This window comes from Vibrio sp. CJQ_6, from assembly GCF_043106745.1.
Classification (GTDB): Bacteria; Pseudomonadota; Gammaproteobacteria; order Enterobacterales; family Vibrionaceae; genus Vibrio; species Vibrio furnissii.
The window spans coordinates 92,160-116,153 of record NZ_JBICMV010000004.1; the positions used below are offsets into that span (position 1 = coordinate 92,160).

At 51.9% G+C, this 23,994-nt stretch carries 25 protein-coding genes and 1 riboswitch; of the genes, 18 read left to right on the plus strand and 7 right to left on the minus strand.

Annotation, left to right across the window (positions count from 1 at the left end; translation table 11 throughout):
- The first annotated feature begins 54 nt into the window (after positions 1-54).
- A complete protein-coding gene (locus ACF8PK_RS00460; RefSeq protein ID WP_004724403.1) occupies positions 55-642 on the plus strand; it encodes a YhgN family NAAT transporter in 588 nt (195 codons plus the stop codon).
- A 24-nt stretch (positions 643-666) separates the two neighbouring features.
- Here ACF8PK_RS00460 and ACF8PK_RS00465 read toward each other — a convergent pair whose 3' ends face one another.
- Both ACF8PK_RS00465 and rsmD read right to left on the minus strand, forming a co-directional pair.
- Entirely contained in the window at positions 667-933 is a 267-nt protein-coding gene (locus ACF8PK_RS00465) for a DUF1145 domain-containing protein (protein WP_004724405.1), read from the minus strand.
- Positions 930-1,529: a 16S rRNA (guanine(966)-N(2))-methyltransferase RsmD gene (rsmD, locus tag ACF8PK_RS00470; protein ID WP_004724406.1), complete on the minus strand. Its 600-nt coding sequence runs from the start codon at positions 1,527-1,529 to the stop codon at positions 930-932. The genes ACF8PK_RS00465 and rsmD overlap by 4 nt, the downstream gene beginning before the upstream one ends.
- Positions 1,530-1,815: 286 nt before the next feature.
- On the opposite strand from rsmD, the gene ftsY reads away from it, so the two are divergent.
- The 6 genes from ftsY (at position 1,816) to glpG (ending at position 7,323) form a co-directional block, all read left to right on the plus strand.
- Positions 1,816-3,027, plus strand: coding sequence for a signal recognition particle-docking protein FtsY (gene ftsY / locus ACF8PK_RS00475; protein WP_392439499.1), 1,212 nt, complete (start codon positions 1,816-1,818; stop codon positions 3,025-3,027).
- Positions 3,028-3,099: 72 nt separating this feature from the next.
- On the plus strand, positions 3,100-3,774 hold the full coding sequence (gene ftsE, locus ACF8PK_RS00480; protein WP_004724409.1) for a cell division ATP-binding protein FtsE: 675 nt from the start codon (positions 3,100-3,102) through the stop codon (positions 3,772-3,774).
- Positions 3,764-4,732 carry a permease-like cell division protein FtsX gene (gene ftsX / locus ACF8PK_RS00485; RefSeq protein WP_154180506.1) on the plus strand — a complete coding sequence of 323 codons (969 nt, stop codon included), beginning with the start codon at positions 3,764-3,766 and terminating at the stop codon, positions 4,730-4,732. The genes ftsE and ftsX overlap by 11 nt, the downstream gene beginning before the upstream one ends.
- A gap of 164 nt (positions 4,733-4,896) precedes the next feature.
- Positions 4,897-5,754: an RNA polymerase sigma factor RpoH gene (rpoH, locus tag ACF8PK_RS00490; protein ID WP_038150731.1), complete on the plus strand. Its 858-nt coding sequence runs from the start codon at positions 4,897-4,899 to the stop codon at positions 5,752-5,754.
- Between the two features lie 399 nt (positions 5,755-6,153).
- On the plus strand, positions 6,154-6,474 hold the full coding sequence (gene glpE, locus ACF8PK_RS00495) for a thiosulfate sulfurtransferase GlpE (protein WP_055466653.1): 321 nt from the start codon (positions 6,154-6,156) through the stop codon (positions 6,472-6,474).
- Positions 6,475-6,477: 3 nt separating this feature from the next.
- Positions 6,478-7,323 (plus strand): rhomboid family intramembrane serine protease GlpG, encoded by an 846-nt coding sequence (glpG, locus tag ACF8PK_RS00500; RefSeq protein ID WP_392439503.1) that lies wholly within the window; start codon positions 6,478-6,480, stop codon positions 7,321-7,323.
- 66 nt (positions 7,324-7,389) lie between these two features.
- Here the strand turns inward: glpG and ACF8PK_RS00505 are convergent, their stop codons facing one another.
- Positions 7,390-7,797, minus strand: coding sequence for a flagellar basal body-associated protein FliL (locus ACF8PK_RS00505; protein WP_014204260.1), 408 nt, complete (start codon positions 7,795-7,797; stop codon positions 7,390-7,392).
- Positions 7,798-7,963: 166 nt separating this feature from the next.
- On the opposite strand from ACF8PK_RS00505, the gene ACF8PK_RS00510 reads away from it, so the two are divergent.
- The gene (locus ACF8PK_RS00510; protein WP_055466655.1) at positions 7,964-8,503 is read left to right on the plus strand and encodes a chorismate lyase; all 540 of its coding nucleotides are present in this window, start codon (positions 7,964-7,966) and stop codon (positions 8,501-8,503) included.
- Positions 8,504-9,358, plus strand: coding sequence for a 4-hydroxybenzoate octaprenyltransferase (gene ubiA / locus ACF8PK_RS00515; RefSeq protein WP_004724423.1), 855 nt, complete (start codon positions 8,504-8,506; stop codon positions 9,356-9,358).
- A gap of 90 nt (positions 9,359-9,448) precedes the next feature.
- On the opposite strand, the gene plsB is transcribed toward ubiA, so the two are convergent.
- Positions 9,449-11,872 carry a glycerol-3-phosphate 1-O-acyltransferase PlsB gene (plsB, locus tag ACF8PK_RS00520; RefSeq protein WP_392439507.1) on the minus strand — a complete coding sequence of 808 codons (2,424 nt, stop codon included), beginning with the start codon at positions 11,870-11,872 and terminating at the stop codon, positions 9,449-9,451.
- Between the two features lie 202 nt (positions 11,873-12,074).
- Here plsB and ACF8PK_RS00525 point away from each other — a divergent pair, with 202 nt between their 5' ends.
- From ACF8PK_RS00525 to dinF, 4 genes are all read left to right on the plus strand, one after another.
- Positions 12,075-12,437, plus strand: coding sequence for a diacylglycerol kinase (locus ACF8PK_RS00525; protein ID WP_014204262.1), 363 nt, complete (start codon positions 12,075-12,077; stop codon positions 12,435-12,437).
- 89 nt (positions 12,438-12,526) lie between these two features.
- On the plus strand, positions 12,527-13,153 hold the full coding sequence (lexA, locus tag ACF8PK_RS00530; protein WP_004724427.1) for a transcriptional repressor LexA: 627 nt from the start codon (positions 12,527-12,529) through the stop codon (positions 13,151-13,153).
- A gap of 86 nt (positions 13,154-13,239) precedes the next feature.
- Entirely contained in the window at positions 13,240-14,052 is an 813-nt protein-coding gene (locus ACF8PK_RS00535) for a class I SAM-dependent methyltransferase (protein WP_392439510.1), read from the plus strand.
- A 110-nt stretch (positions 14,053-14,162) separates the two neighbouring features.
- The gene (gene dinF / locus ACF8PK_RS00540; RefSeq protein ID WP_392439520.1) at positions 14,163-15,467 is read left to right on the plus strand and encodes an MATE family efflux transporter DinF; all 1,305 of its coding nucleotides are present in this window, start codon (positions 14,163-14,165) and stop codon (positions 15,465-15,467) included.
- A gap of 56 nt (positions 15,468-15,523) precedes the next feature.
- Here dinF and sthA read toward each other — a convergent pair whose 3' ends face one another.
- Entirely contained in the window at positions 15,524-16,924 is a 1,401-nt protein-coding gene (gene sthA, locus ACF8PK_RS00545; RefSeq protein WP_014204265.1) for a Si-specific NAD(P)(+) transhydrogenase, read from the minus strand.
- A 287-nt stretch (positions 16,925-17,211) separates the two neighbouring features.
- Between sthA and fabR the strand changes: the two genes are divergently transcribed.
- Together fabR and ACF8PK_RS00555 are read left to right on the plus strand one after the other, a co-directional pair.
- Positions 17,212-17,853, plus strand: a complete 642-nt coding sequence (gene fabR / locus ACF8PK_RS00550) for an HTH-type transcriptional repressor FabR (RefSeq protein WP_004724434.1) — start codon at positions 17,212-17,214, stop codon at positions 17,851-17,853.
- Entirely contained in the window at positions 17,853-18,224 is a 372-nt protein-coding gene (locus tag ACF8PK_RS00555; RefSeq protein ID WP_014204266.1) for a YijD family membrane protein, read from the plus strand. Before fabR ends, ACF8PK_RS00555 begins: the two co-directional genes overlap by 1 nt.
- A 49-nt stretch (positions 18,225-18,273) precedes the next feature.
- Here ACF8PK_RS00555 and trmA read toward each other — a convergent pair whose 3' ends face one another.
- Positions 18,274-19,383 (minus strand): tRNA (uridine(54)-C5)-methyltransferase TrmA, encoded by a 1,110-nt coding sequence (gene trmA / locus ACF8PK_RS00560; RefSeq protein WP_172561730.1) that lies wholly within the window; start codon positions 19,381-19,383, stop codon positions 18,274-18,276.
- A 150-nt stretch (positions 19,384-19,533) separates the two neighbouring features.
- Positions 19,534-19,730, plus strand: a riboswitch (cobalamin riboswitch).
- A gap of 48 nt (positions 19,731-19,778) precedes the next feature.
- Here trmA and ACF8PK_RS00565 point away from each other — a divergent pair.
- The 3 genes from ACF8PK_RS00565 (at position 19,779) to murI (ending at position 23,199) form a co-directional block, all read left to right on the plus strand.
- Positions 19,779-21,605 carry a TonB-dependent receptor domain-containing protein gene (locus ACF8PK_RS00565; RefSeq protein WP_004724478.1) on the plus strand — a complete coding sequence of 609 codons (1,827 nt, stop codon included), beginning with the start codon at positions 19,779-19,781 and terminating at the stop codon, positions 21,603-21,605.
- Positions 21,606-21,648: 43 nt separating this feature from the next.
- On the plus strand, positions 21,649-22,323 hold the full coding sequence (locus ACF8PK_RS00570) for an ATPase (protein WP_392439513.1): 675 nt from the start codon (positions 21,649-21,651) through the stop codon (positions 22,321-22,323).
- Positions 22,324-22,395: 72 nt separating this feature from the next.
- The gene (murI, locus tag ACF8PK_RS00575) at positions 22,396-23,199 is read left to right on the plus strand and encodes a glutamate racemase (protein ID WP_392439515.1); all 804 of its coding nucleotides are present in this window, start codon (positions 22,396-22,398) and stop codon (positions 23,197-23,199) included.
- On the opposite strand, the gene ACF8PK_RS00580 is transcribed toward murI, so the two are convergent.
- Positions 23,162-23,623, minus strand: a complete 462-nt coding sequence (locus tag ACF8PK_RS00580; protein ID WP_038150749.1) for an RNA-binding protein — start codon at positions 23,621-23,623, stop codon at positions 23,162-23,164. The two genes, murI and ACF8PK_RS00580, sit on opposite strands and share 38 nt — an antisense overlap.
- Between the last annotated feature and the right edge of the window lie 371 nt (positions 23,624-23,994).

Consider the following 23,994-nt stretch of genomic DNA (forward strand, 5'->3'; position numbering starts at 1 on the left):
CCATAAGTGACGCTGATATACTGCGCAAAATTTTTGCTGTGGTATTGAGGTGTTATGGAGATTTTATCGGCTGCGACCATGCTGTTTCTGATCATGGACCCGCTGGGCAACTTGCCCGTGGTGTTGTCCATTCTGAAACACTTGGATCCCAAACGTCGTCGTAAAGTGTTGGTTCGCGAGCTCTGTTTTGCGCTGGTGATTCTGATGCTGTTTCTGTTTGCCGGTCAATCGATACTCAGCTTCCTGCATGTGCAGCCAGAAACCTTAAGCATTTCCGGCGGTATCATTCTGTTTATTATCGCCATCAAGATGATTTTCCCCAGCGCTGGCAGCATCACCGGCCTTGCCGCGGGGGAAGAACCGTTTATCGTGCCGATGGCGATTCCGATGATCGCCGGTCCGTCTGTGATTGCCGCGTTGCTGCTCTTGTCCACGCAATACCCAGACAATTTACTGGAGCTGTCGGCGGCGGTGATTCTCGCTTGGGCGGGCACGTTCCTGATTTTGATGTTCTATGGCTTCTTCCACAAAGTGCTCGGCGAGCGCGGCCTTAAAGCGGTCGAGCGCCTGATGGGACTGCTGTTGGTGATGATGTCGACGCAGATGCTGCTCAACGGCATTAAGAGTTACGTAGGGATGTAAAAAAACCGCCATTCGGCGGTTTTTTTACATCATGTGTTTGCGGCGAATATCGAGCAACGCAAAGATACCAAAAATCAAAATGGACCATTTCTCCCAGCCACTCATTTTGATTTTGTCACCAAACGCGCCAACGAAGATCAGCATCTGCAAACCGTGCATAAAAAACAGGAAGGCGGTCATGATGTACAGCGCGATTGCCGCTTTGCCCGGAAATGGCATCACGATGTTGATCAGCAGTATCAACCAGACGAACGCGATGGCAGCTTTGGCTAACGCCAGCAGAATTTTCATTCGGATGTCCTTTCAAACAGTCGGTAACACACCTGACCCGCAATTTTCTCACGATACAGTTGCCAGTGTTCTGGTAGCTCAGTCAGGGGCAGTTCTTTTTCGCTCTCAATATAAATCATGGCGTTGGGCGCAAGCCACCCGTTTTGCTCCAATAACTGCACCGTTTGTTGTAACAAACCTTGACGGAACGGCGGGTCGATAAACACCACATCGTAGCCTTGGCCCGGTTGGTTGAGGTAGGCGAGTGTATCGGTGTTGATGGCTTCAATGGTGCTGGCTTTGAGCGCGGCGATGTTGGTTTTGAGCTGCGCAAAGGCTTGCGGGTTCATCTCCAGCATGGTGACCTTCTCGGCCTGACGCGACGCCGCTTCAAAACCTAAACCGCCAGAGCCGGCAAATAGGTCGAGGCACTTGGCGTGCGGGATGTCTTGGGCGAGCCAGTTAAACAGCGTTTCTTTGACGCGATCGGTGGTTGGGCGCAAGCCTTCGGCATCGTGCACGGGCAGTTTGCGTCCTCGCCATAGGCCGCTGATGATGCGAACCTGACCGCTGGGTGCGCGTTTTTGTGATGGGTTTTGCTGACGACGTCTTAGCATAGATTTTTTGACCGCTAATTAAGTGTTACTATAGCCAGTCTGTGCGCCTTTTCGCCGGGCGAACAGAAGTTTGGCATTCAAAATTATGGCAAAGTGTATCAAGCAAGCGTAAAAGTTTTCACTGCTTTGTCATTATTCTTTGTGCAAAAGCGATAATTCTTTAAGAAAAGAAGACACACCCAAGTCCCGTTGATGTGGCCTTATGGTTCATCCCTCGCTTGCTCAACGGCGTGCAGGGCGCAATCGGCTTCGGTGTGTGAGTTAAATCAATCCAGGATATCCCCAGATGACGGAAAAGAAGAAGCGTGGCTTACTGTCATGGCTTGGCTTTGGTGATGAAGAACAGAGCCAGAAACCAACAACCGATACAGAACAAGATGAACAACAGAACCCGGTTGAAGAGCCTGTCGCGGAACCCGAGACTGCCTTAGCAGAAGCAGAAGCAGAAGCAGAAGCAGAAGCAGAAGCAGAAGCAGAAGCAGAAGCAGAAACAGACGTTGCAACCGAGGTCGCGGTTGACGAAGCAATACCAGCCGCCACGCAGCCGGAACGTGTGCAAGAACAAGAAAAACCCACCGAAAGCTTTTTTGCGCGCCTGAAACGTAGCCTAAGCCGCACCAAAGCCAACATCGGTGCCGGTTTCTTTGGCCTGTTTAAAGGCAAAAAAATTGACGACGACCTGTTTGAAGAGTTGGAAGAACAACTGTTGGTGGCCGATGTCGGGATGGACACCACGCTCAAAATCATTGCCAGCCTGACCGAAAAATCATCACGTCAGCAACTGCGTGACGGCGAAGCCTTGTATGGTGTGCTCAAAGACGAGATGGCCGAGATTCTGTCGACAGTTGAGCAGCCGCTGGTGATCGATAGCAGCAAAACGCCATTCGTGATTCTGATGGTGGGCGTGAACGGTGTGGGTAAAACCACCACCATCGGTAAGCTGGCTAAACAGTTCCAAGCCGAAGGCAAGAAAGTGATGCTGGCGGCCGGTGATACCTTCCGCGCCGCAGCGGTCGAGCAACTGCAAATCTGGGGCGAGCGCAACAACGTCCCTGTGATTGCGCAGCACACGGGTGCCGACAGTGCTTCGGTGATTTACGATGCGATTGAAGCGGCAAAAGCGCGTGGCGTGGACGTGGTGATCGCCGATACCGCTGGCCGTTTGCAAAATAAAGCGAATCTGATGGAAGAGCTGCGCAAAATCGTGCGCGTGATGAAGAAGATCGACGATTCAGCGCCGCACGAAATCATGCTGACGCTTGATGCGGGTACCGGCCAGAATGCCATCAGCCAAGCGAAGCTGTTTAGTGACGTGGCGCCGCTGACCGGGATCACGCTGACCAAACTCGATGGCACTGCCAAAGGCGGCGTGATTTTTGCGATTGCCGATCAGTTCCAAATTCCAATTCGTTACATCGGTGTCGGTGAAGGCATTGACGATCTGCGTCCATTTGCAACGCAGGAATTTATCGACGCGCTGTTTAGTCGCGACGAGTAATTGAATCTGCCACACAGCCAGACGTATCGTATTGCGCCTGGCTGGGGTTAACGGTCAACAGGGGAAGGATACGTGATCAAGTTCCAACAAGTCAGTAAAGCCTACCGCGGCGGACGCCAAGCACTGCAAAAAGTCGACTTTCATTTGCGCCGTGGCGAAATGGCCTTTTTAGGCGGTCACTCCGGGGCGGGGAAAAGTACGCTGCTGAAACTCATTTGTGCGATTGAACGTCCGACCGATGGCAAGATCAGCTTCAATGGTCACGACATCACGCGAATTCCCGCCAAAGACATTCCTTTTCTGCGCCGCAACATCGGCATCGTGTTCCAAGATCATCGTTTGCTGATGGATCGCACGGTATTTGAAAATGTGGCGTTGCCGATGCGCATCGAATCGATTTCAGAAAACGACATCAAACGTCGCGTATCGGCGGCACTAGATAAAACCGGTTTGCTGGACAAAGCCCGCTGTTTGCCTACGCAACTTTCTGGCGGTGAGCAACAGCGAGTCGGCATCGCGCGTGCGGTGGTCAATCGCCCCACACTGCTGCTGGCTGACGAACCGACCGGAAACCTCGACCCAGAATTGTCGAATCGCATTTTGCGCCTGTTTGAAGAGTTTAACCGGGCCGGCGTGAGCATTTTGCTGGCGACGCACGACATCAATTTAGTCAACTCGCGTCCGCAGTACCGTCACATGGAACTGAATCAGGGATTTTTGAGTGAGGTCGAAGATTATGGCCATTAAACCCAACGCCAAGAAGCCAGCTAAAGCGCGCGACAACAAGCGGGCAAAAACGGACGGTTTCCTCACCATGCACATCAAGCAGGCCAAGGCATCGTTTTCGGCCTTGTGGCAGCGCCCGCTGGGCAATGTGTTGACGCTGGCGGTGATTTCGATGGCATTGTCTCTGCCGGCCTGCATGTATTTGCTGAGTAAAAATATCGCGTCGGTGGCCGACAACGTGGCCAGCCCGTCGCAAATCAGTGTGTATATGAAAGAGGGCACCCCGGAGCCGCGGATCATGGTGCTCAAAGACCAGATTGAAAGTCGCAGCGATGTGGCGGTGGTCGATTACATTTCGCCCCAACAAGGGCTGGACGATTTAAGCCAGTATGCCGGATTTGACCAAGCGATCAGCTTGCTGGATGAATACGCACTGCCGGGGGTGTTGGTGATTAGCCCAGGCATTGACGACAAAGAGCAGATCAAAGCGATTGCGCGCGCCATTCAAGGCGAAGATGACGTCACCGATGTGCGCCTCGACGAAGATTGGCTGGCGCGGCTGGATGCGATTCGCAACTTGGCCAGTGTGGTGGTGGTGAGTTTATCGCTGCTGATGCTGGCCTCGGTGTTTCTGATTGTCGGTAACACGCTGCGCTTTAATGTGCAGGCCAATAAAGATGAAATTCAAACCATGAAGCTGATTGGTGCGACCGACAGCTACATTCTGCGTCCGTACTTGTATTCGGGCATGTGGTTTGGGTTGTTGGGGGCGTTGGCGGCATGGTTGCTGACGGCACTCATCACGGTGCTACTCAATGGCGCTGTCGAAGAGTTGGCGAAGTTGTACGACAGCCGTTTTCGTTTGATTGGCCTTGGCTGGGATGAATCGCTGTTGCTGCTGATGTTGGGCACATTTTTAGGCTGCATTGCGGCACGCGTCTCCGCGCGTCGACATTTAAAAGAAATTGAACCTGTGTAAGCGTTGTGGGTCTTAACCCACAGTGCTCAATCCGCGTGGCGGCGTGACTTGTCACCACCGACAGTTTGTGCATAATGACCAATCGAGTCTTGAAACCTGTTCATTTTGGGTTCAAGATTGATGGGTTAAAACTTACTCCAGATCAGAGATTGATGAGGATTTGAATGACTAACCAAGCGTATCCAATGGCTCTCGTTTCACAGGACAGCTTAGACAGCTACATCCGTTCAGTGAACAGCTACCCTATGCTGACCGCTGAAGAAGAGCGTGAAATGGCTGAGCGATTACATTACTCAGGTGATATTGAAGCCGCGAAAGGGTTGATCCTGTCGCACCTTCGATTTGTTGTTCATGTTGCTCGTGGTTACTCCGGCTACGGTCTGCCAATGGCCGATCTGGTGCAGGAAGGCAATATCGGTTTGATGAAAGCGGTGAAACGCTTCAACCCAGAGGTGGGTGTACGACTGGTGTCTTTTGCGGTGCACTGGATCAAAGCAGAAATTCACGAGTACGTGCTGCGTAACTGGCGCATCGTGAAAATTGCCACCACCAAGGCGCAACGTAAGTTGTTCTTCAACCTGCGTAAATCGAAAAAGCGTCTGGGTTGGTTCAATAACGGCGAGGTCGAAACCGTGGCACGCGAGCTGGGCGTTGAACCGTCCGAAGTGCGTGAAATGGAATCGCGCTTGGCCGCCCAAGATGCGACGTTTGAAATGTCGAACGACGATGACGACAACCCGAACGCGTACACCGCGCCGGTGTTGTACTTGGAAGACAAGCAATCGGATTTAGCGGAAAACGTCGAAGCCCAGAACTGGGAAGCGCACACCAACCAACGCTTGGCGCTTGCGCTGTCGAGCTTGGATGAACGTAGCCAACACATTGTGCGTTCACGTTGGTTAGACGACCAGAAAGCCACGCTGCAAGAGTTGGCTGAAATGTACAACGTCTCTGCTGAGCGTATTCGTCAGCTAGAAAAGAATGCGATGAAGAAACTGAAAGACGCGGTTGGCGAATTCTAACCACCCTCCGTAAGTCTGACGTATTGATGAAAAACCGAGATCTCTGGATCTCGGTTTTTTTATGCTTGATCGACAGGGGCGATCCGAAGTCAAGTCGCTTCTGTGGATAACTCTGTGACAAAATTATTTACTGACTGTCATCAAGCGGGGTAAATCAAGGCTTGAACGCTGTTTTCTATTTGGGGATATGTTTCTCTTTACACACAACTAAATCAGGATCATCACAAGATGTTGTGGATCGATTTCAATCAAACCACTTTATCAACGCAATCCACAGAATTATCCACAAATGATGAGAATTTGATCGCTGGTGGATAACCTTACTCCGCCCGTGTACTTGTTCAGCGTGGGATAGGTTACACTGTGTGCTGTAAAACAACGCCCAAATGAGAACTCAACATGGACCAATTTCAGCACATCGATGTGGCGGGTGCGCAAGCACTCATCGAACAACACAATGCCCAGCTCGTCGACATTCGTGATCCGCAGTCGTTTGCTGTGGCGCATGCCCAAACGGCATATCACCTGACCAATGACACGATCGTCTCTTTCATGGAACAAGTCGAATTTGATCAACCGGTGCTGGTAATGTGTTACCACGGCATCAGCAGCCAAGGAGCGGCGCAATACCTGGTTAACCAGGGCTTTGAACAGGTGTATAGTGTCGATGGTGGTTTTGAAGCCTGGCATCGTGCCAACCTGCCTGTCGTAGCGAGCTGACTTATGATTAGACTGATTGCCCTGAATAACCCGCGCGTGGCGCAAGCCTTCATCGATTACATGGCCTCGCGCCAGATTGAAATTCAGATGATGCCGGAAGGGGGGAATCAGTTTGCGCTGTGGTTGGTCGACGATCAGCACCAAGTGGAAGCGGAAGCGGAATTAAAGCAGTTTTTGCACCATCCACATGATGCTAAATATCAGGCCGCGTCGTGGACGATGGCCGAATCCCGTCAATCTCAATTCCATTACCGTTCGCCCAGCATGATGGCGATGGTGCGCGCGAAAGCGGGCCCGTTGACCCTGTTGGTGATGGCGGTGTGCGCGGTGATCTTCGTGCTGGCCTATGTGGGGTTGGGCAATCAGATTTTTGGCGCGCTGCACTTTCCGGCGCACGCGGGCCAGCAATGGCAGTTATGGCGCTGGTTTACGCATGCGTTGCTGCATTTCTCGGTGATCCACATTGTGTTCAACCTGTTGTGGTGGTGGCAACTGGGGGGCGACATCGAAAAGCGCCTCGGCAGTGGCAAGTTACTGCAAGTGTTTTTGATCTCGGCTGCGCTGTCGGGCGCTGGCCAATATTGGGTCGAAGGGGCCAACTTTGGTGGTCTGTCGGGCGTGGTGTATGCGCTGGTCGGCTACTTGTGGATGCTCGGCGTGCGCGCGCCACATGTGGGCCTTAGCATGCCCAAACCGCTGATCGGTTTCATGCTGGTCTGGTTGGTGTTGGGGTATGTGCAACCCTTTATGGCGATTGCCAATACGGCGCACCTGGCCGGATTGGTGACCGGCGTGGTGCTCGGTTTGCATGATGCCGGACGTTTTCAGTCCAAAACTGCGCAGAACTAACGCATTAAAAAAAGCGGCTGATGAGCCGCTTTTTTGTATCGCTGTCGCACCGATGGGGCGTGGTGCTTACTGATAAATGTACTTGGTGAACAGTAAGTCTGCGATGACACGTCGCCCGGTTTCTGTCAGTAGAATATTATTGAGCTGCTCGACCAAGGTTTTGCGTAAATCTTCACGTCCGGCCAACGACTTGATGGTGTCTTCCGTCTGTTTGCCAAGCAATTCGACCACCGCATCACGAATCAGTGGCTGATGCGTTTCAATCAAGGGCAGGTCCGTACTACTGGCCACCATAATGTCGATACGTACCTGAATATAGCCGAGCTTTTTGCCTTTGGTATAAAAGTTGGTGGTCAGATCGGGTTCTAGGGTGAAATAGGCAAACTTCGGCGCTTCGTTTTCCTCGGCATGAGCCACGCACGGAAGAAGCAAGCCGAGAGCCAGCATTGTTTGGACTAGATAACGTTTAAGCATATTTCTGTCAATTCTTTCTACGGTTCACGATACTCGAAACGCCCGAGTCTTGTTACAATAGCGCATCTAATTGTAAACAAAATGCTTGATAGGGTTCGAAAGTTCAGGGATGTCTCCCCAGTTGGGCCTTATTGTATGACGATCAAACGTCATATTGAATACTAGTATGAATCAAACAACTTCGCTTTATTTGACGGCTTTGCGCCAGGTCACATGGCAGCAGCCAGACCATTTCCGGTATCCTGATGAAAACGCCAAAATTTGGTTGTTAGAGCAGGGCTCATTATCACATTTGATGGCACAACATTGTCAGCATTTTCGTGTCAATTTGTTGCGTAACCAAGTGATGAGTCACGACGCGCTTCAGGCGGATGAAATTGATCTATTGGCACACGAAGATTGCCTCTTACGTCAGGTGGTTCTATTGGGAGATGAGGTGCCTTGGGTGTTAGGCAGCACATTGATTCCACGCTCTTCACTGCAGGATCAATCCCACGATTTCACCCAACAAGGCGAGATTCCGCTGGGCTTGACGGTGTTCAGCTCTGACAATGCGAAACGTGACGCTTTGCAGGTTGGCTGGGCGCACACCGCGCACGGCCCGCTGATGGCACGCCGCTCCCGCTTGTGGATGAACGACAAACCCATGTTGGTGGCAGAACTGTTTCTGCCAGACTCACTGATTTACTCTAAGGAGAGAGTGTAGATGAATACTGCAAAAGCCCGTGCCTATTGGCAGTTAACGCGCATGGATCGTCCGATTGGCTCATTGCTGCTGTTGTGGCCGACCATTTGGGCGTTGATTTTAGCCGCGCGAGGCATGCCGGATTTCAACGTGTTGGTGGTGTTTGTGATTGGGGTGTTTGCCATGCGTTCGGCGGGGTGCGTGATCAATGATTTTGCCGATCGCAAAGTCGACGGCCACGTCAAACGGACCGCGCAGCGTCCGCTGCCTGCAGGCAAAGTGACGGCGCGTGAAGCCTTTACGCTGTTTGTGCTGCTGTCGCTGCTGTCGTTTCTCTTGGTGTTGACCATGAACCCGCTGACGATCAAACTGTCGTTTGCCGGGTTGATTCTGGCGTTCATCTACCCGTTTATGAAGCGTTATACGCACCTGCCACAATTCTTTCTTGGCTTGGCGTTTAGCTGGTCGATTCCGATGGCGTGGGCGGCGCAATCGGGTGAATTGCCGCTGGTGGCGTGGTATCTGTTTGTGATCAACGTGCTGTGGACGGTGGCCTACGACACGCAATATGCCATGGTTGACCGTGATGACGATCTGCTGATCGGGGTGAAATCTACCGCGATTCTGTTTGGCCGCTTCGATAAACTGATCATCGGTGTGTTGCAACTGCTGACCATCGCGATGCTGATTGCGCTCGGGTACAGCTTCCAACTGGGCGCCAGTTACTATTGGGGATTGTTGGCGGCCAGCGGTTTGTTTGTGTATCAACAGCATCTGATTCGCCATCGCGACCGCATGCCGTGTTTTCAGGCGTTCCTCAACAACAACTACGTCGGGATGGCGATCGCTTTGGGGATGTTTATCTCTTTCCTCTAAGCGTGGCCGCGGTATTTGGCATCAACATGATTTACGTATGAGCAAGAAAAAAGGCATCCCGCGGGATGCCTTTTGTGTGTCTGCGGGGAATTATTCCACCTGACAGATACTTTCCTGAATGGTCAGGCGCACTTCAGGATAAAGCATGGTGTAGAGCATGCGCGAGAAGTGCTTGGTCTGGTCGAGGTGGCAGTTGCCATCGCTGTCGAGGTAACCTTGCTGTTTGAGCGTGACAAACATCGATGAGAACACGCCTTTGTCGAAAAACTCGGGGGCGTTGATGCCGTGCAGTCGACCCAGACGCTGCGCAATTTCTTGGCTCTTGCTTTCCAAATCGGATTTACCCAGCTCAGGATTGGCCACCAACAGGTTGAGTGTGATCGCGTAGCGTTGCAGCGTCTCAGAGATGGTGCGACCCAGCAGCATCAGCACCTGAGTCTGCGCTTGGTTGATGGTGGCAATGCCATCGTCCAGCGTCACCAGTTGTTGGCGTTGCAGCTCAGCGAGATAATGCATCACCACCTCATCGAGTTGCGTTTCATCATGGCTGAGGAACAGCTCTTGTTTGAGGAATGGGTACACCTTCGCAACACAGGTCTGAATCTGTTCCACCGGCATTTGTTGCTGACGGATCAGCATCTGCGCAATCAGTGATGGCAGCGCTAGCAGGTGAATGATGTTGTTGCGGTAGTAGGTCATCAGAATCGACTGATTGCGATCGAGTGAAATGATGTCGCCCATGGTGTCGGTTTCCACCACAAACTTATCCAGTGATTCGGCGTGCAGCACCAAACTTTCCGCGCTGTCGCTTGGCACGGTATAGGTGTTGGAATAGGGCACGTTACGCAGCAGTTGCAGGTAGCAATCGATCTGCTTCACCAGATTGTCACGGGCCAGCGCGCGTTGACGCGATGCCAAAAGCGCCGTCGCACACAGGGTCATGGCATTGGCGGCCGCTGCATCGTTAATGTGCGTCATCATCTTCGTCGCGAGCTTGTTCACCACCGGTGTCATCCACTGGGGTTTGCTGGCGCCCATGGCATCGATGTCTTGTGTCCACTCGGGCACTTGCTCATTCAAGAACTGGTTCAATGGAATCGGCTCACCAAAGTTCACGTAGCCTTGACCGAAGTTGCGCAGTTTACGAATGGTGCGCAGCACTAGGCTGGCATTCTCTTTCTCTTTGCGTTTACCGCGCAGCTCTTTGGCGTAAGTACCCACTTCCATCACATGTTCATAGCCGATGTACACGGGCACCAGCGTGACCGGGCGGTTGAGACCGCGCAACATGGCTTGAATGGTCATCGCCAGCATGCCGGTTTTGGCTTGCAGCAGGCGACCTGTGCGTGAGCGGCCCCCTTCACTGAAGTACTCCACCGAGTAACCTTTGGCAAACAGCTCTGCCAGATACTCGCGGAAGATGGTCGAATAGAGTTTGTTGCCTTTAAAGCTGCGACGAATAAAGAATGCGCCACCACGGCGGAAAATCGGTCCGGCCGGGAAGAAGTTGAGGTTAATGCCTGCCGCAATGTGCGGGGGTACCATGCCTTCGTGATACAACACGTACGACAGCAACAGGTAATCCATGTGGCTGCGGTGACAGGGCACATATACAATCTCGTGACCATCTTGTGCCAGACGGCGCACCGTCGCGGCGTTATTGATGTTCAAGCCTTGATAGATGCGGTTCCACAACCAACCCAGAATGCGATCGCCTTTGCGCACCAACGAGTAAGAGAAGTCTGCGGCGATTTCATCAAGCATGTCGTGCGCTTCTTTGCGCGCTTTCTCCAGCGAGATGTTCTTCGCGGCCGCTTCATCAGCAATCGCTTTTTCGATCGCTGGGGAGTTCATCAAGCGCTGGAACAACTGGTGGCGTTGTGGCAGGTTCGGCCCAGACGCCGCCAGCTTCTGACGTGAGAAGTGAATGCGCGCCACACGTGCCAGCTTGTGGGCAATCGAGGCATCGGTGCCGTGCGAGTCGGCCATATAACGCAGCGAGACCACGGGGCTAAAGCGCACCAAACAGTCCCGTCCGGCGGCAAAGACCGCTTTGGCTTTTTGCGGGCCATTCAAGGCTTGCAAATATGGACGTTCCCGACCTTCTTTGCCCGGTTTGCGTCCCCACAGGACGGTGGCAGGAATGACCTGCACATCCAACTCCGAATCTTCTTGATGCAGGCTGAGCATTTCGCTGAATGTGGCGATAGAATCGGTCGGCACCTGATTGTCATCTTGTAGCAGCGTGGGGCGCGACGAGATGAACACGTAACGTTTCAGCGTGTGACCATGAATGGTCAGCGGTTCTAACGGATCCGGCAGGCCGGCTTGTAACGCATGCGTTTGCAGCGTTAACAGGTCGACATTGGAGCGAAAGGGTAGTGCATAGACGATCGGCTTGTTAATATCAATCTCGAGATCATCGATCGGATTGGATGGAATGACCGTACCTTTTACCAGAACAGACAGTGGTAATTTCAACAAGGAACGCGAAAATGAGTGTCCAGAAGACATAAGAGTTCAAGGCCTCAAGAATACATACAGAAACTGACGTGCAGCGTGTTTTTCATAAGAAACAGAGAGCATGAAAAATGCGATACACGTCAATCGGTGTCTTTTTTTGAGCAGCAAGCATACCAGAAACTGGTCGAACCTTTTAATTTTAATGATTACCAAAGCGCATTTCTGCGTGAAATGTCTAGAACGGGAAACACACGTGCAGCAAAAAAATCCTCAAGGAATTAAACGCGTCATCAAAGCGACACGCTATTCATACCAAGGCCTGTGTGCGGCATTAAAACACGAAGCCGCTTTTCGCGAAGAAGCCATTCTCGCCTGCGTGCTCATTCCATTGGCGGTGTGGCTGGATGTCACGCAATTAGAACGCATGCTGATGATTGGCACCGTGCTGTTGGTGATGGTGGTGGAGCTGCTCAACAGTGCTGTGGAAGCGGTGGTGGATCGCATTGGTTCAGAGCAACACGAATTGGCGGGGCGCGCCAAAGACATGGGCTCGGCGGCGGTGTTTGTCGCCATGGCCATTTGCGGCTACGTGTGGGTCGAGGCTCTGTTTATCTAACCCGTTGATATAAAAAACGAGCAATTGGTTTGCATTTCACCAAATACTGGATATACTCACAGGCAACTGTATAAAAAGACAGGTGACTTATGAAGCCGTTGACGCCACGCCAACAAGAAGTGTTCGATCTGATTCGAAGCAAGATCGATGAAACCGGAATGCCACCCACTCGTGCTGAAATTGCACGTGAGTTGGGTTTCCGTTCTGCCAATGCGGCGGAAGAGCATTTGAAAGCTCTGGCACGTAAACAAGTGATTGAAATCGTACCGGGTGCCTCTCGTGGGATTCGTATTCTGGTGGAAGCGGCGAACGACAACGCAGACGATGCAGGCTTGCCCCTGATTGGTCGTGTGGCGGCGGGTGAACCGATTCTCGCTCAAGAGCATGTCGAAGCGCACTATCAGGTTGATCCGGGCATGTTCCGCCCACAAGCGGATTTCCTACTGCGCGTTCATGGCGAGAGTATGAAAAATATCGGCATCATGGATGGTGATTTGCTGGCGGTGCACAAAACCCAAGATGTGCACAACGGCCAAGTGGTCGTGGCCCGCGTGGAAGATGACGTCACCGTAAAACGTTTGGAACGCAAAGGCGCGAAAGTGCTGTTGCATGCTGAAAATGAAGCGTTTTCACCGATCGAAGTGGATCTAACTTGTCAGGATCTGACCATCGAAGGCATTGCGGTTGGCATCATTCGCAATACTGACTGGATGTAGGATTTCCCTGAGAGTCATTCTCAATAACTTGTCAATCTAATTGATATTCATTATCATCTTCTTTGTGCGATGTAAGGAAGATGATAATGCGCTCAACCCGTTCCCCCTCAACAAGACGTTATCCGATCCCTGCGAATTTGATGCAGCCGTTGTGGTTGCGCAGTCGCGAAAGCTTGGTGGATAACGGTTTAGTGTACGACCCCATTGCTGCGTCTGCGTGTCAGCGCTGTCTTCTTGCGCCGGAATGTCTCTCTGGCGACATCGATCAAAAACAACTTCTGCACGTCACATTGACCCAACTGTGCGATCAACAAGTTCGCAGTTTTCTGGAAGCGTATCCAGATGGCTGGATTGTGAACGTTGGTGCGGGGCTGGATACGCGTTTTTATCGCGTTGACAATGGCCGCTGTCACTGGCTGGAATTGGATGTCACGGAAAACTTATTGTGGCGTCAAAAACTGTTTCACAGCAGTGAACGTTATCAACACTGCTGCGGCAGTGTGACCGATTTATCTTGGCTTGATCGCTTGCCGGTGCCGGAATACGCGCCGGTGCTCATTGTGTGTGAGCACGCACTGCTTGATGGGGACCGCACGCAGGTGTCGCGTTTTATTCGCGCGTTGGGGCTGAACTTCGTCAATGCCAGTGCGTGTTTGGTGCTAGCGGGCGATCGCACAGCGACTCGTTTGGGGCAAAACATGGGATCGGGTCAGTATCAACATGGCTTTGCGCATGCGGGTGAAGCGGTGTTGGATTGCCTGCCGTGGGCGCGCTCGGTGAGCACGCACTCTCCACTGGATCGGCATTGCGGGCGTTGGAAGTTCTGGCATCGCCTCATCAGCAAAATCGGCGCCCTCAAGCAGCGTTATACCCCCGTGGTCGTATACGCCCGCTGGTAAGCCTGCCGCGCAAACCATAGCCGTTGTAGCTCATCTTCGATACACTTTGCTCTCAATGACTTGAGGGTGACTCCGTGCAATTTCTTTTTCAGACGCTTTCCAATCCAGCCATGCATCGACAGGTGTTGTGGCTGGCGATTCCCATGGTGCTCTCGAACATCACCATCCCGCTGTTGGGCTTGGTCGATGCTGCCGTGATCGGGCATCTTGAGCACGCTTGGTATTTGGGCGGGGTGGCGCTGGGTGGCACTGTCATTAGCGTGACCTTCTGGCTGCTGGGTTTTTTACGTATGTCGACCACTGGTTTAACCGCGCAAGCCTTGGGGGCTGACAACCGCGTGGGGTTGGCGCGCGTCTGGCTGCAAGGTATGTTGATGGCGTTGGGGTTTGCGGTGATCTTTTTACTGCTGCATCGCATCATTGCTGATGGGGTGTTTGGTTTGAGCGCTGCCAGTGCCGAAGTGAAACATTACGCGCAGCAGTATTTTGTCATTCGTGCTTGGAGTGCCCCCGCATCACTGGCGAACTTTGTGTTGCTCGGTTGGTTACTCGGGACGCAAAACTCACGTGCGCCGATGTGGATGGTGATCATCACCAACGTGGTCAACATTGCGTTGGATGTGCTGTTTGTGCTCGGGTTGGGCTGGAAAGTCGAAGGGGCAGCATTGGCGTCGGTGATCGCCGATTATGCAGGCATGAGTTTTGGTTTATGGTGTGTGTGGCGCTATTGGCTGCAACATCAGTTGCCCTCGCCTTTGGCCTTGCTACGTGAATCTACTCAGGGGCTCAGCCGTTTTGTCGCGCTTAACCGTGATATCTTTTTGCGCTCATTGTGCCTGCAGGCGGCATTTAGTTTTATGACGTTTCAGGGCGCGGCGTTTGGCGATCAAACCGTGGCCGCCAATGCGGTCTTGATGAGCTTTCTGATGATGATTTCTTATGGCATGGACGGGTTTGCCTACGCGATGGAAGCCATGGTGGGGAAAGCGATTGGCGCGAAAAATGAAGCGCAACTGAAAGCGGCGATGATTGGCAGTGCGTTCTGGAGTGTGTTGATCTGCTTGCTGTTGACGCTGGCGTTTGGTGGGTATGGATCGGCGCTGATCCGGCTGATCACCGACATCCCAACGGTGCAGCAAACGGCGCAGGTGTATTTACCGTGGCTGGTGGCGATGCCGCTGACGTCCATGTGGTGCTTTTTGTTGGACGGCATTTTCATTGGTGCCACCAAAGGACGTGAAATGCGCAACAGCATGTTTGTGGCTGCGAGTACCTTCTTTGTGGTGTTCTACGGCTTTGCCTTCTTGGGAAATCATGCGTTGTGGTTGGCGATGCTGAGCTTTATGGCAATGCGCGGTTTCAGTTTGGGCGTCGTGCTGATGCGTCAGTGGCGGCAAGGGACGTTTCTCGCCTGATCGCATTCAATTAAAAAACGCAGCCTTGAGCTGCGTTTTTTGCTTTGTGCGCTGTGTTAGAACAAGCGGTTCAACCCGTTCAAAGCGGCCACGCGGTACGCTTCCGCCATCGTCGGATAGTTGAAGGTCGTGTTCACGAAGTACTCGATGGTGTTGGCTGCGCCTTTTTGTTCCATGATCGCCTGACCGATGTGAATGATTTCTGCTGCGCGTTCCCCAAAACAGTGAATGCCGAGAATCTCTTTGGTGTCGCGATGGAACAGGATTTTCAGGCTGCCAACGTCTTTACCGGAAATCTGTGCGCGCGCCAGATGTTTGAACGACGAGCGGCCTACTTCGTACGGCACTTTCGCGGCCGTCAGCTCTTGCTCGGTACGACCAACCGAGCTGATTTCCGGAATGGTGTAGATGCCGGTTGGAATGTCGGCAATCAGTTGGTTGGTTGCGTTGCCTTTGGCGATCGCTTGCGCGGTAAAGCGCCCCTGATCGTACGCCGCGCTGGCAAGGCTTGGGTAACCAATCACATCACCAACGGCGTAAATGTGGTCCACTTCGGTCTGGTAGTTGGTGTTGACGGTGAGCTGGCCGCGTGAATCCGGTGACAGGCCAACCACTTCCAGATTGAGTTTATCGGTGTTCCCGGTTCGACCGTTGGCGTAAAGCAGGCAATCGGCTTTCATCTTCTTGCCGGATTTCAGGTGCACAATGACGCCATCTGCTGTGCCTTCGATTTTCTCGTAGGTTTCGTCGTTGCGGATGATCACGCCGTTGTTCCAGAAATGGTACGACAAAGCGTCGGAGATTTCGTTGTCCAGAAACGCCAGCAAGCGGTCGCGGGTATTAATGAGGTCGGTTTTTACGCCCAGGCCTCTGAAAATCGACGCGTATTCACAGCCAATCACGCCTGCGCCGTAAATGATGATGTGGCGCGGGTCGTGTTTCAGGTTGAGAATCGAGTCGCTGTCGTAGACGCGTGCGTGGTTGAAGTCGACATCATTTGGGCGGTAAGGGCGAGAGCCGGTGGCAATCACAAACTTATCGGCGGTGTAGAGATCAATCGTGTTATCGCTTTTGGTGACCGCCACGGTGTGGGCATCGACAAATTTGGCGGTGCCGAAAATCAGCGAGCACTGGTTGCGATCGTAAAACCCTTGGCGCAAGCGCGTTTGTTTGTCGATCACCGTTTTGGCGTGGCTCAGAATGGTTGAGAAGGTGGCGTGCAAGCTGGTGTTGTTCTTACAAAATAGCGGATTGCTGTTGAATTCGATAATCCGGCTGACCGCATGACGCAGGGCTTTGGAGGGAATGGTGCCCCAGTGCGTGCATCCGCCGCCGACGCCACTCTCTTTTTCAATAATGGCGACATTCATTCCCGCTTTGCTGAGCCCCATCGCGGCACCTTCTCCGCCGGGGCCGCTGCCGATTACGATGACGTCAAAGTGGTTGTTCTGTGCCATAAGGATTTCCTTGTTATTTTCGCTTAACATTGCTGTAGCGAGATTTTAACTGATTCCACGAGTCGGTAAATCGTGTTCCCATCAGAGAGTGCAGGGGATCACGTCATCGCAAGAAATATTCGGTGTTGCACACTCGTACTGGCCGGGTGGCTGCGCGAGCAACGGGGAACCACACGGCAGGATAAATTGTCTGCTGGCTCAAACGGACACGTTTTGCCACTTAGACAAGTTTCACATTCGCGTTATAGTATGGGCCATTATGGGACCAGGCAGAGAACTTACGCAGTATGAAATCTACGGGTATTCGTGCACAACAAAAAGAGAAAACGCGTCGTTCACTGATTGATGCCGCCTTCAGCCAATTGAGCGCTGATCGCAGTTTTTCTAATTTAAGCTTGCGGGAAGTCGCCCGTGAAGCGGGGATTGCCCCGACATCGTTCTATCGTCATTTCAAAGACATGGACGAGTTGGGTTTAACCATGGTGGATGAAGGCGGCTTGTTGCTGCGTCAACTGATGCGTCAGGCGCGTCAACGCATCGTCAAAGAGGGCAGCGTGATTCGCACTTCGGTCGAAACCTTCATGGAGTTTATCGAAAGCAGTCCCAACGTGTTTCGCTTGCTCTTGCGTGAACGTTCTGGAACGTCTTTGGCGTTTCGGACCGCTGTGGCGCGCGAGATGCAGCACTTTTCGGCCGAACTGACCGAATACTTGGTGAATACCGGTATGAACCGCGAAGAAGCGGTCACGCAGGCGGAAGCCTCCGTTATCTTGGTATTTACTTCAGGCGCAGAAGCGCTGGATTTAGACCGACGTTCACGGGAAGAGTTATCGGAACGTCTGATCATGCAGTTGCGAATGGTCGCCAAGGGGGCGTTCTGGTATCGCAAAGAACGTGAACGTAATCGACTCAAAGGTGGAATAGATTAATGACGAAGGAAAACAGCAAAACCGATCACGGTTCTGAACGTAAAACGCTGGTGCTGGCACTGGTGGCTGGTATGTGTGGCGACGCTATTTTGTCGTGGATGACCATGAGTGAGGTCTCTTTTTCTATTTTTCCATTGATCGCATTGGTGTTGTCCGTGCAGGCGCTGTACCAAGAGTATCTGCGTCATCCCGTTTCAGAGGATATTCCTTTGGTGGGCTTGGCGTGCTTCTTTGTGGGTGCGTTTGGTCACAATGCGTTTATCAAAGCGCAGTATCCAGATTCGGGCTCGAACTTCTTTGCGATTGTAGTCGCTCTGTTGCTGCTGGTGTGGATCGGTCGCAAGCTGGGGTATCTGGGCCGCACCTCGTAGGTGGAAACGGACACAAAAAAAACGAGCCATGAGGCTCGTTTTTTTATGCTTACGCTTTGCGTTCCAGCAGCACACCCGCTTCCATATGGTGGGTGTAAGGGAACTGATCGAATAGTGCAAAACGGGTGACGCGGTGGGTTTCACACAAAACATCCAAGTTTTCTTTGAGTGTTTCTGGGTTGCACGAGATGTAGAGAATGCGTTCGTAGCCTTGCACCATCTTACAGGTGTCGATGTCCATGCCGGCGCGCGGTGGATCGACAAAAATGGTGTTGCAGTTGTAGCTCTTGAGATCCACGCCTGCATCTTTGAGGCGGTTGAATTCCCGTTTGCCTTCCATCGCTTGAGTAAATTCTTCAGCTGACATGCGAATGATCTGCACGTTGTCGATTGCATTGGCGGCGATGTTGTATTGCGCCGATTCCACCGATGGCTTGGCCAGTTCGGTGGCCAGTACGCGGTCGAAGTTCTGCGCCAAGGCCAATGAGAAGTTGCCGTTACCGCAGTACAGCTCTAGCAAGTCGCCTTGGCTCTCTTGCGTGCAATCCACCGCCCATTCCAGCATCTTCTCCGCGACTTTCCCGTTCGGTTGGGTAAAGCTATTTTCTACTTGCTGGTAAATGTATGGTTGGCCGTTGACGTGTAGTTTTTCCACCACGAAGTCGCGATCCAAGACGATTTTCATTTTCCGCGCGCGGCCAATCAGGTTGAGGTTGAACCCTTCATCATTCAGGCGCTGTTTGAGTTTTTTCGCTGCCGCAGTCCACGCGTCATCCAACTGACGGTGGTACAGCAGTGACACCAGCACTTCGCCGCTGAGCGTCGAAAGAAAATCCACTTGGAACAGTTTGCGGCGTAGCGTGTCGTCACCTTTCATGGCATCCATCAGCAGCGGCATCAGATCGTTAATCAAACGGCTTGCTGCTGGGAACTGATCCACACGGTATTTTTCACGCGTCTCTGGGTTGAACATGATGTAGTACATGTCATCGCCATCGTGCCACACGCGAAACTCCGCGCGCATGCGGTAATGTTGCTGCGGCGACTCAAACACTTCCAGCTCAGGAACCTGATAAGCCTGGAACATGTCGGTCAGGCGAGTGACCTTGTCATCCAGCTGCGCTTGGTAGTGGTTTGGGTTTACATCGAGAGTCGCCATGGTTTTACCTTTTGGGTGCATTCAAATAAAGAGCGCAGATTTTATTCAATCCCTCGCACTTGTCCAGTTTTGTGCCCGATTTGATGAGAATTGGATCTGTAAAACTATAGCTTATGCCAAACCGAGCTAGACAATTCACTCATTGCTCAATACTATCAGCGCCAAGCTGGTGTGATTTAGCTGCCTAGATGGCTAAATGACTGAAAAGGGAATCTGGTGGGAATCCAGAACTGACGCGCAGCGGTAAGAGAGAACGAACACTCAGTGACACTGCGATCGCGGGAAGTCGAGTTAGTAGGAGACAGTGCTCTCAAGTCCGAAGACCTGCCAGCGGCTGAGCGAAGAAGCGGCACGAAGCCATGCTCAGTAGGATTAACGCGATTTAGGACAACATAATGAATAAATCCCTTCTAGCGGTGGCAGTGGCGTCGCTGCTTCCTTACGCCTCTTTTTCATTCGCTCAGGACACTTCCGCAGACGAAACGGTGGTGGTGACCGCAAACCGATTTGAACAAAAACAAACTTCCGTTTTATCCGCAACCACGGTGATCAGCCGTCAGGAAATTGAACAGTACCAAGCAAACTCGCTCACAGAAGTGCTGCGTCGCGTTCCGGGTGTTGAAATCGCTCAGAATGGTGGCCGTGGTCATAGCGCGTCCGTGTTTATGCGCGGGACGAACAGCAGCCATGTGCTGGTCTTGGTTGACGGTGTACGTATTGATTCCGCAGCTGGTGGTGTGGCGATTAACCGCTTCCCACTCGGTTTGGTTGAACGATTGGAAGTGATCCGCGGTCCGGGGGCTGCCATGTACGGCTCCGATGCTGTGGGGGGTGTCATCAACATCATTACTCGCTCCCATCGTGGCAATAACCTGAAACAAGTGACGGTGGGTATCGGGAGTCATCAAGCGCGCAAAGGCGATGTGGTGGCGAAAGCGGATGTGAATGAACAAGGACATCTGCAACTGGCGGCGGGTTTTGAGAAAACCGATGGCTATGACATTAAAAGCACGCAGACCGGTGTGGATTATGGCTATGAAAGCCAAAATCTGATGGGCGGTTATGAGCATCGCTTCAATGACCGCTGGGTCGGTTATGTCTCCGCCAGTTGGTTTGACAGTGATGTGGAGTACAACTCTTCAGGTAGTGTGTACCACGGTTATTCCGATAACCAGAGTTTTACCGGGCAACTGAACTATGAAGGCACGAAACTCAAGAGCCTCGTCACCCTCAATTACCAACAAACAGAGAATCTGGACTACAGCCAGAGTGAAGGCAAGGACAACGCCAGCACGCGAGCGAATATCGATCTCACTCAGATTCAATGGGCCAACCTTTATCAGTTGAATGACTACATTCAGTTGGGGGGCGGGATTGATGCACGTCGTGAATCGCTTGACGATGATGCACTGAATTACGGTTCTGCGCATGCATTGGCAGGGGAGAGCAGAGACACGAAAGGGGCTTTCGGCTCTGGAAAGTTCACTATCAGCGATTGGGTGCTTGAAGCCAATGTGCGTCATGACAAACATGACAAGTATGATGGTCACACGACGTGGTCGGTGGCCGCCGGCTATCAACTGGGTGAGTATCATCGTGTGCGAGCATCGTACGGTACGGCTTATAAAGCGCCAAGCTACACGGACCTCACCACCACACCTGATCTCGAAGCGGAAGAGTCACGGAATATGGAAGTGGGTGTCTCGGGGGCATATTCATTTGCCCGTTGGAACATCTCAGCGTACGACAACAAAGTCGACAATTTGATTATTTGGTATGAAAGCACCAGCGGCAGTTGGTATTCGGACAACGTGGACGCCCGCATTAAAGGGCTCGAAATGGACGTTAACTTCGATACCGGTCCAATCAACCATACGTTAGTGGCAGAGTTTAAAGATCACAAGGACGACAATGGTGTTCAGTTGGCGCGTCGTGCGAAAGAGAACTACAAATGGATAGCATCGGCGCAGTTTGGGGATGTGGAAGTGAACACCACGTACACCTACACCGGTAAACGTCTGAATCTGCCAAAAACAGAAACGACAGGTGACGATTACATCGGCGGGACGAATTTGTGGGATGCCTCGGTGGGGTATTGGGTGAGTGACACTTTTGTCGTGCGTACCCGTGTTGAGAACCTATTTAATGAACAGTATGAAACGGCTGTCGGGTATCGTTCACCAGAAAGAGCTTACTACTTGAACGCCACGTACCAGTTCTAACCTCAAGCCGCCTTCGGGCGGCTTTTGTTATCCAGAGGCAAAGATGAAAAAAGTGATTGTGAGCTGGTCGTCCGGCAAAGACTCAACGCTGACCCTGTTGCGATTGCAACAAGACCCGCGCTACGAAGTGGTGGGGTTGTTCACCACATATGTGGCTGATGAAGTGCCATTTCAGGCCACGCCATTGAATGTGGTTGAGATGCAGGCCGAGGCGCTGGGATTGCCCTTGGTCAAGATTGCATTACCGGAAGTATTTCCCAGTAATCCGGTGTATCAATCTCTGATTGTGAATGGGATTCATCAGAGCGGATTGGGCGTACAAGCTGTCGCGTTTGGTGACATGTTCTGTAATGGCATTGCCGAGTATCGCAAAAGCTATATCGAGCCTGCGGGCTGGGAATGCGTTTTGCCGCTGCTGGGCGAGGATTCGTTCGCACTGGCGCAAGAAATACTCGCGCGTGGCATTCAAACGCTGGTGGTCACCACTGATGGCCACGCATTGGATGATTCATATTGTGGGCAATGGTACAGCGCTCAGTTTATCCAAAGCTTACCGGAGCGTGTGGATCCGTGCGGAGAAGATGGCGAATTCCACACGTTGGTGACGTTTGCGCCGGGTTTTCGTCAGCCGATTCACCTCGTGTTGACACTGGTCGAGTGTGGCGAGCGGTTTTGTCATCAGCGTTATCAGGCGTCCTTTGGGGCCATTGCGCAGTAGTTGCCTATTCGTAAAGAGGGAGTATGATCAGGGCGTTTTGAATTCTAACGATGCTAACCACCGGGGTATTGCGTGTCTGAACATCCTCAATATAAAGCACTCATTTTTGATTCCGGTGTGGGCGGCTTATCCGTGTACCGCGAGATACAAACGCGTCTGCCGCAAGTGAGTTATACCTACCTGTTTGACAACGCCGCTTATCCTTACGGTGAATTAGCGCAAGAGACATTGCTGCAGCGCGTCGATATGCTGGTGACGAATTTGGTCGCTCAGCAAGGTTTCGATATCGTGGTGATTGCGTGCAACACCGCCAGTACCATTGTGCTGCCTCGTTTGCGCGCCAAACTTGCCATTCCGGTTGTGGGCGTTGTGCCTGCGATTAAACCGGCATCGATATTGGCGCATAAAGCGGTGGGGTTGATTGCGACGCCTGCAACGATTACGCGTCAGTATACGCATGATCTGATTCGTGACTTCTCTTCTGATAAAAATGTCGAACTGCTGGGCTCAACGCGTCTGGTTGATATGGCCGAAGAGAAGCTACGTGGTAAAGCGGTCGATCTAGAAGAGTTGGCGAGTATCTTAAGTCCACTGCGTCAGCACATTGATGTCGCGGTATTGGGCTGCACGCATTTCCCGCTCATTAAAGAAGAGATTCAGGCCGTATTAGGCAAGGATGTCATGCTGGTGGATTCGGGGGAAGCAATTGCAAGACGAGTACAAGATCTATTGCATTTAGAAACGGGCAGTATGCAAGACGAGCATCCGCACAGCATTTTCTCCAGTGCGCCTCCCTGGGAGGAAGACGCACTGAATGAAAAGCTGGAACAACTAGGATTTAGTCCTGTTCGTCCATTCCCTCTTCAGGGTGCTTAGGATCATTCGCAATCCGCACTTTCAATGTACGCTGCATATAATCCTTCTCATTTAAAGCATCGATGGCCGTTTGTGCATGACCAGCGGCCATCACCACAAAACCAAATCCACGACGCTTACCCGTACGTTTGTCCTTCATGAGGCGAACCGCGAACACATCGCCATGCTGTGCGAACAGATCGCGCACATGGGATTCATTCGCCTTATAAGGCAAGTTACCCACATACAGTGTTTTGGTTGCAGTCGAAGACTCGTCTTGAGACTCCTTGGGTGAAGAAGTAGAAGTAAAAAGTTTAAAGATAATAGCTGCAGCCACTACACCAAGAACAAAACTCACCGAAGGGTGAGTCGATACCTGAGAGAAAATAACAGCGCCAAGAATGACCAGCGCGATAATCCATAACATCGATTTATTAGAGTTCATATTGAAATACTACTTATCAGATAAAAATAAGATGCATGTCTACGATTAACAAAATAGACACATGAATCTTACGTATATGCTTGGTTTTTTTCCAACCAATTGCTGTGACCCCCCTCAAATGTTGGAATTTTATTCGATAAACAGCGAGTTGATGGCTTTTTAATCGAACGAAAATTAATTTGAAAAAAGTGCTTGTCATAATTTCAGACCTCCCTATAATGCCGCCTCACCGACACGGAGTGAGACAAACATCACAAAGTGGTTTACGGTGGAGAGTTAAGAAAGTTTGAAAATAACTGTTGACTCTCAGAAATTTAAGCGTATTATACGCACCCCTAGCGACAGTGCTTTGAAGGCAAAGTCGATAGCGG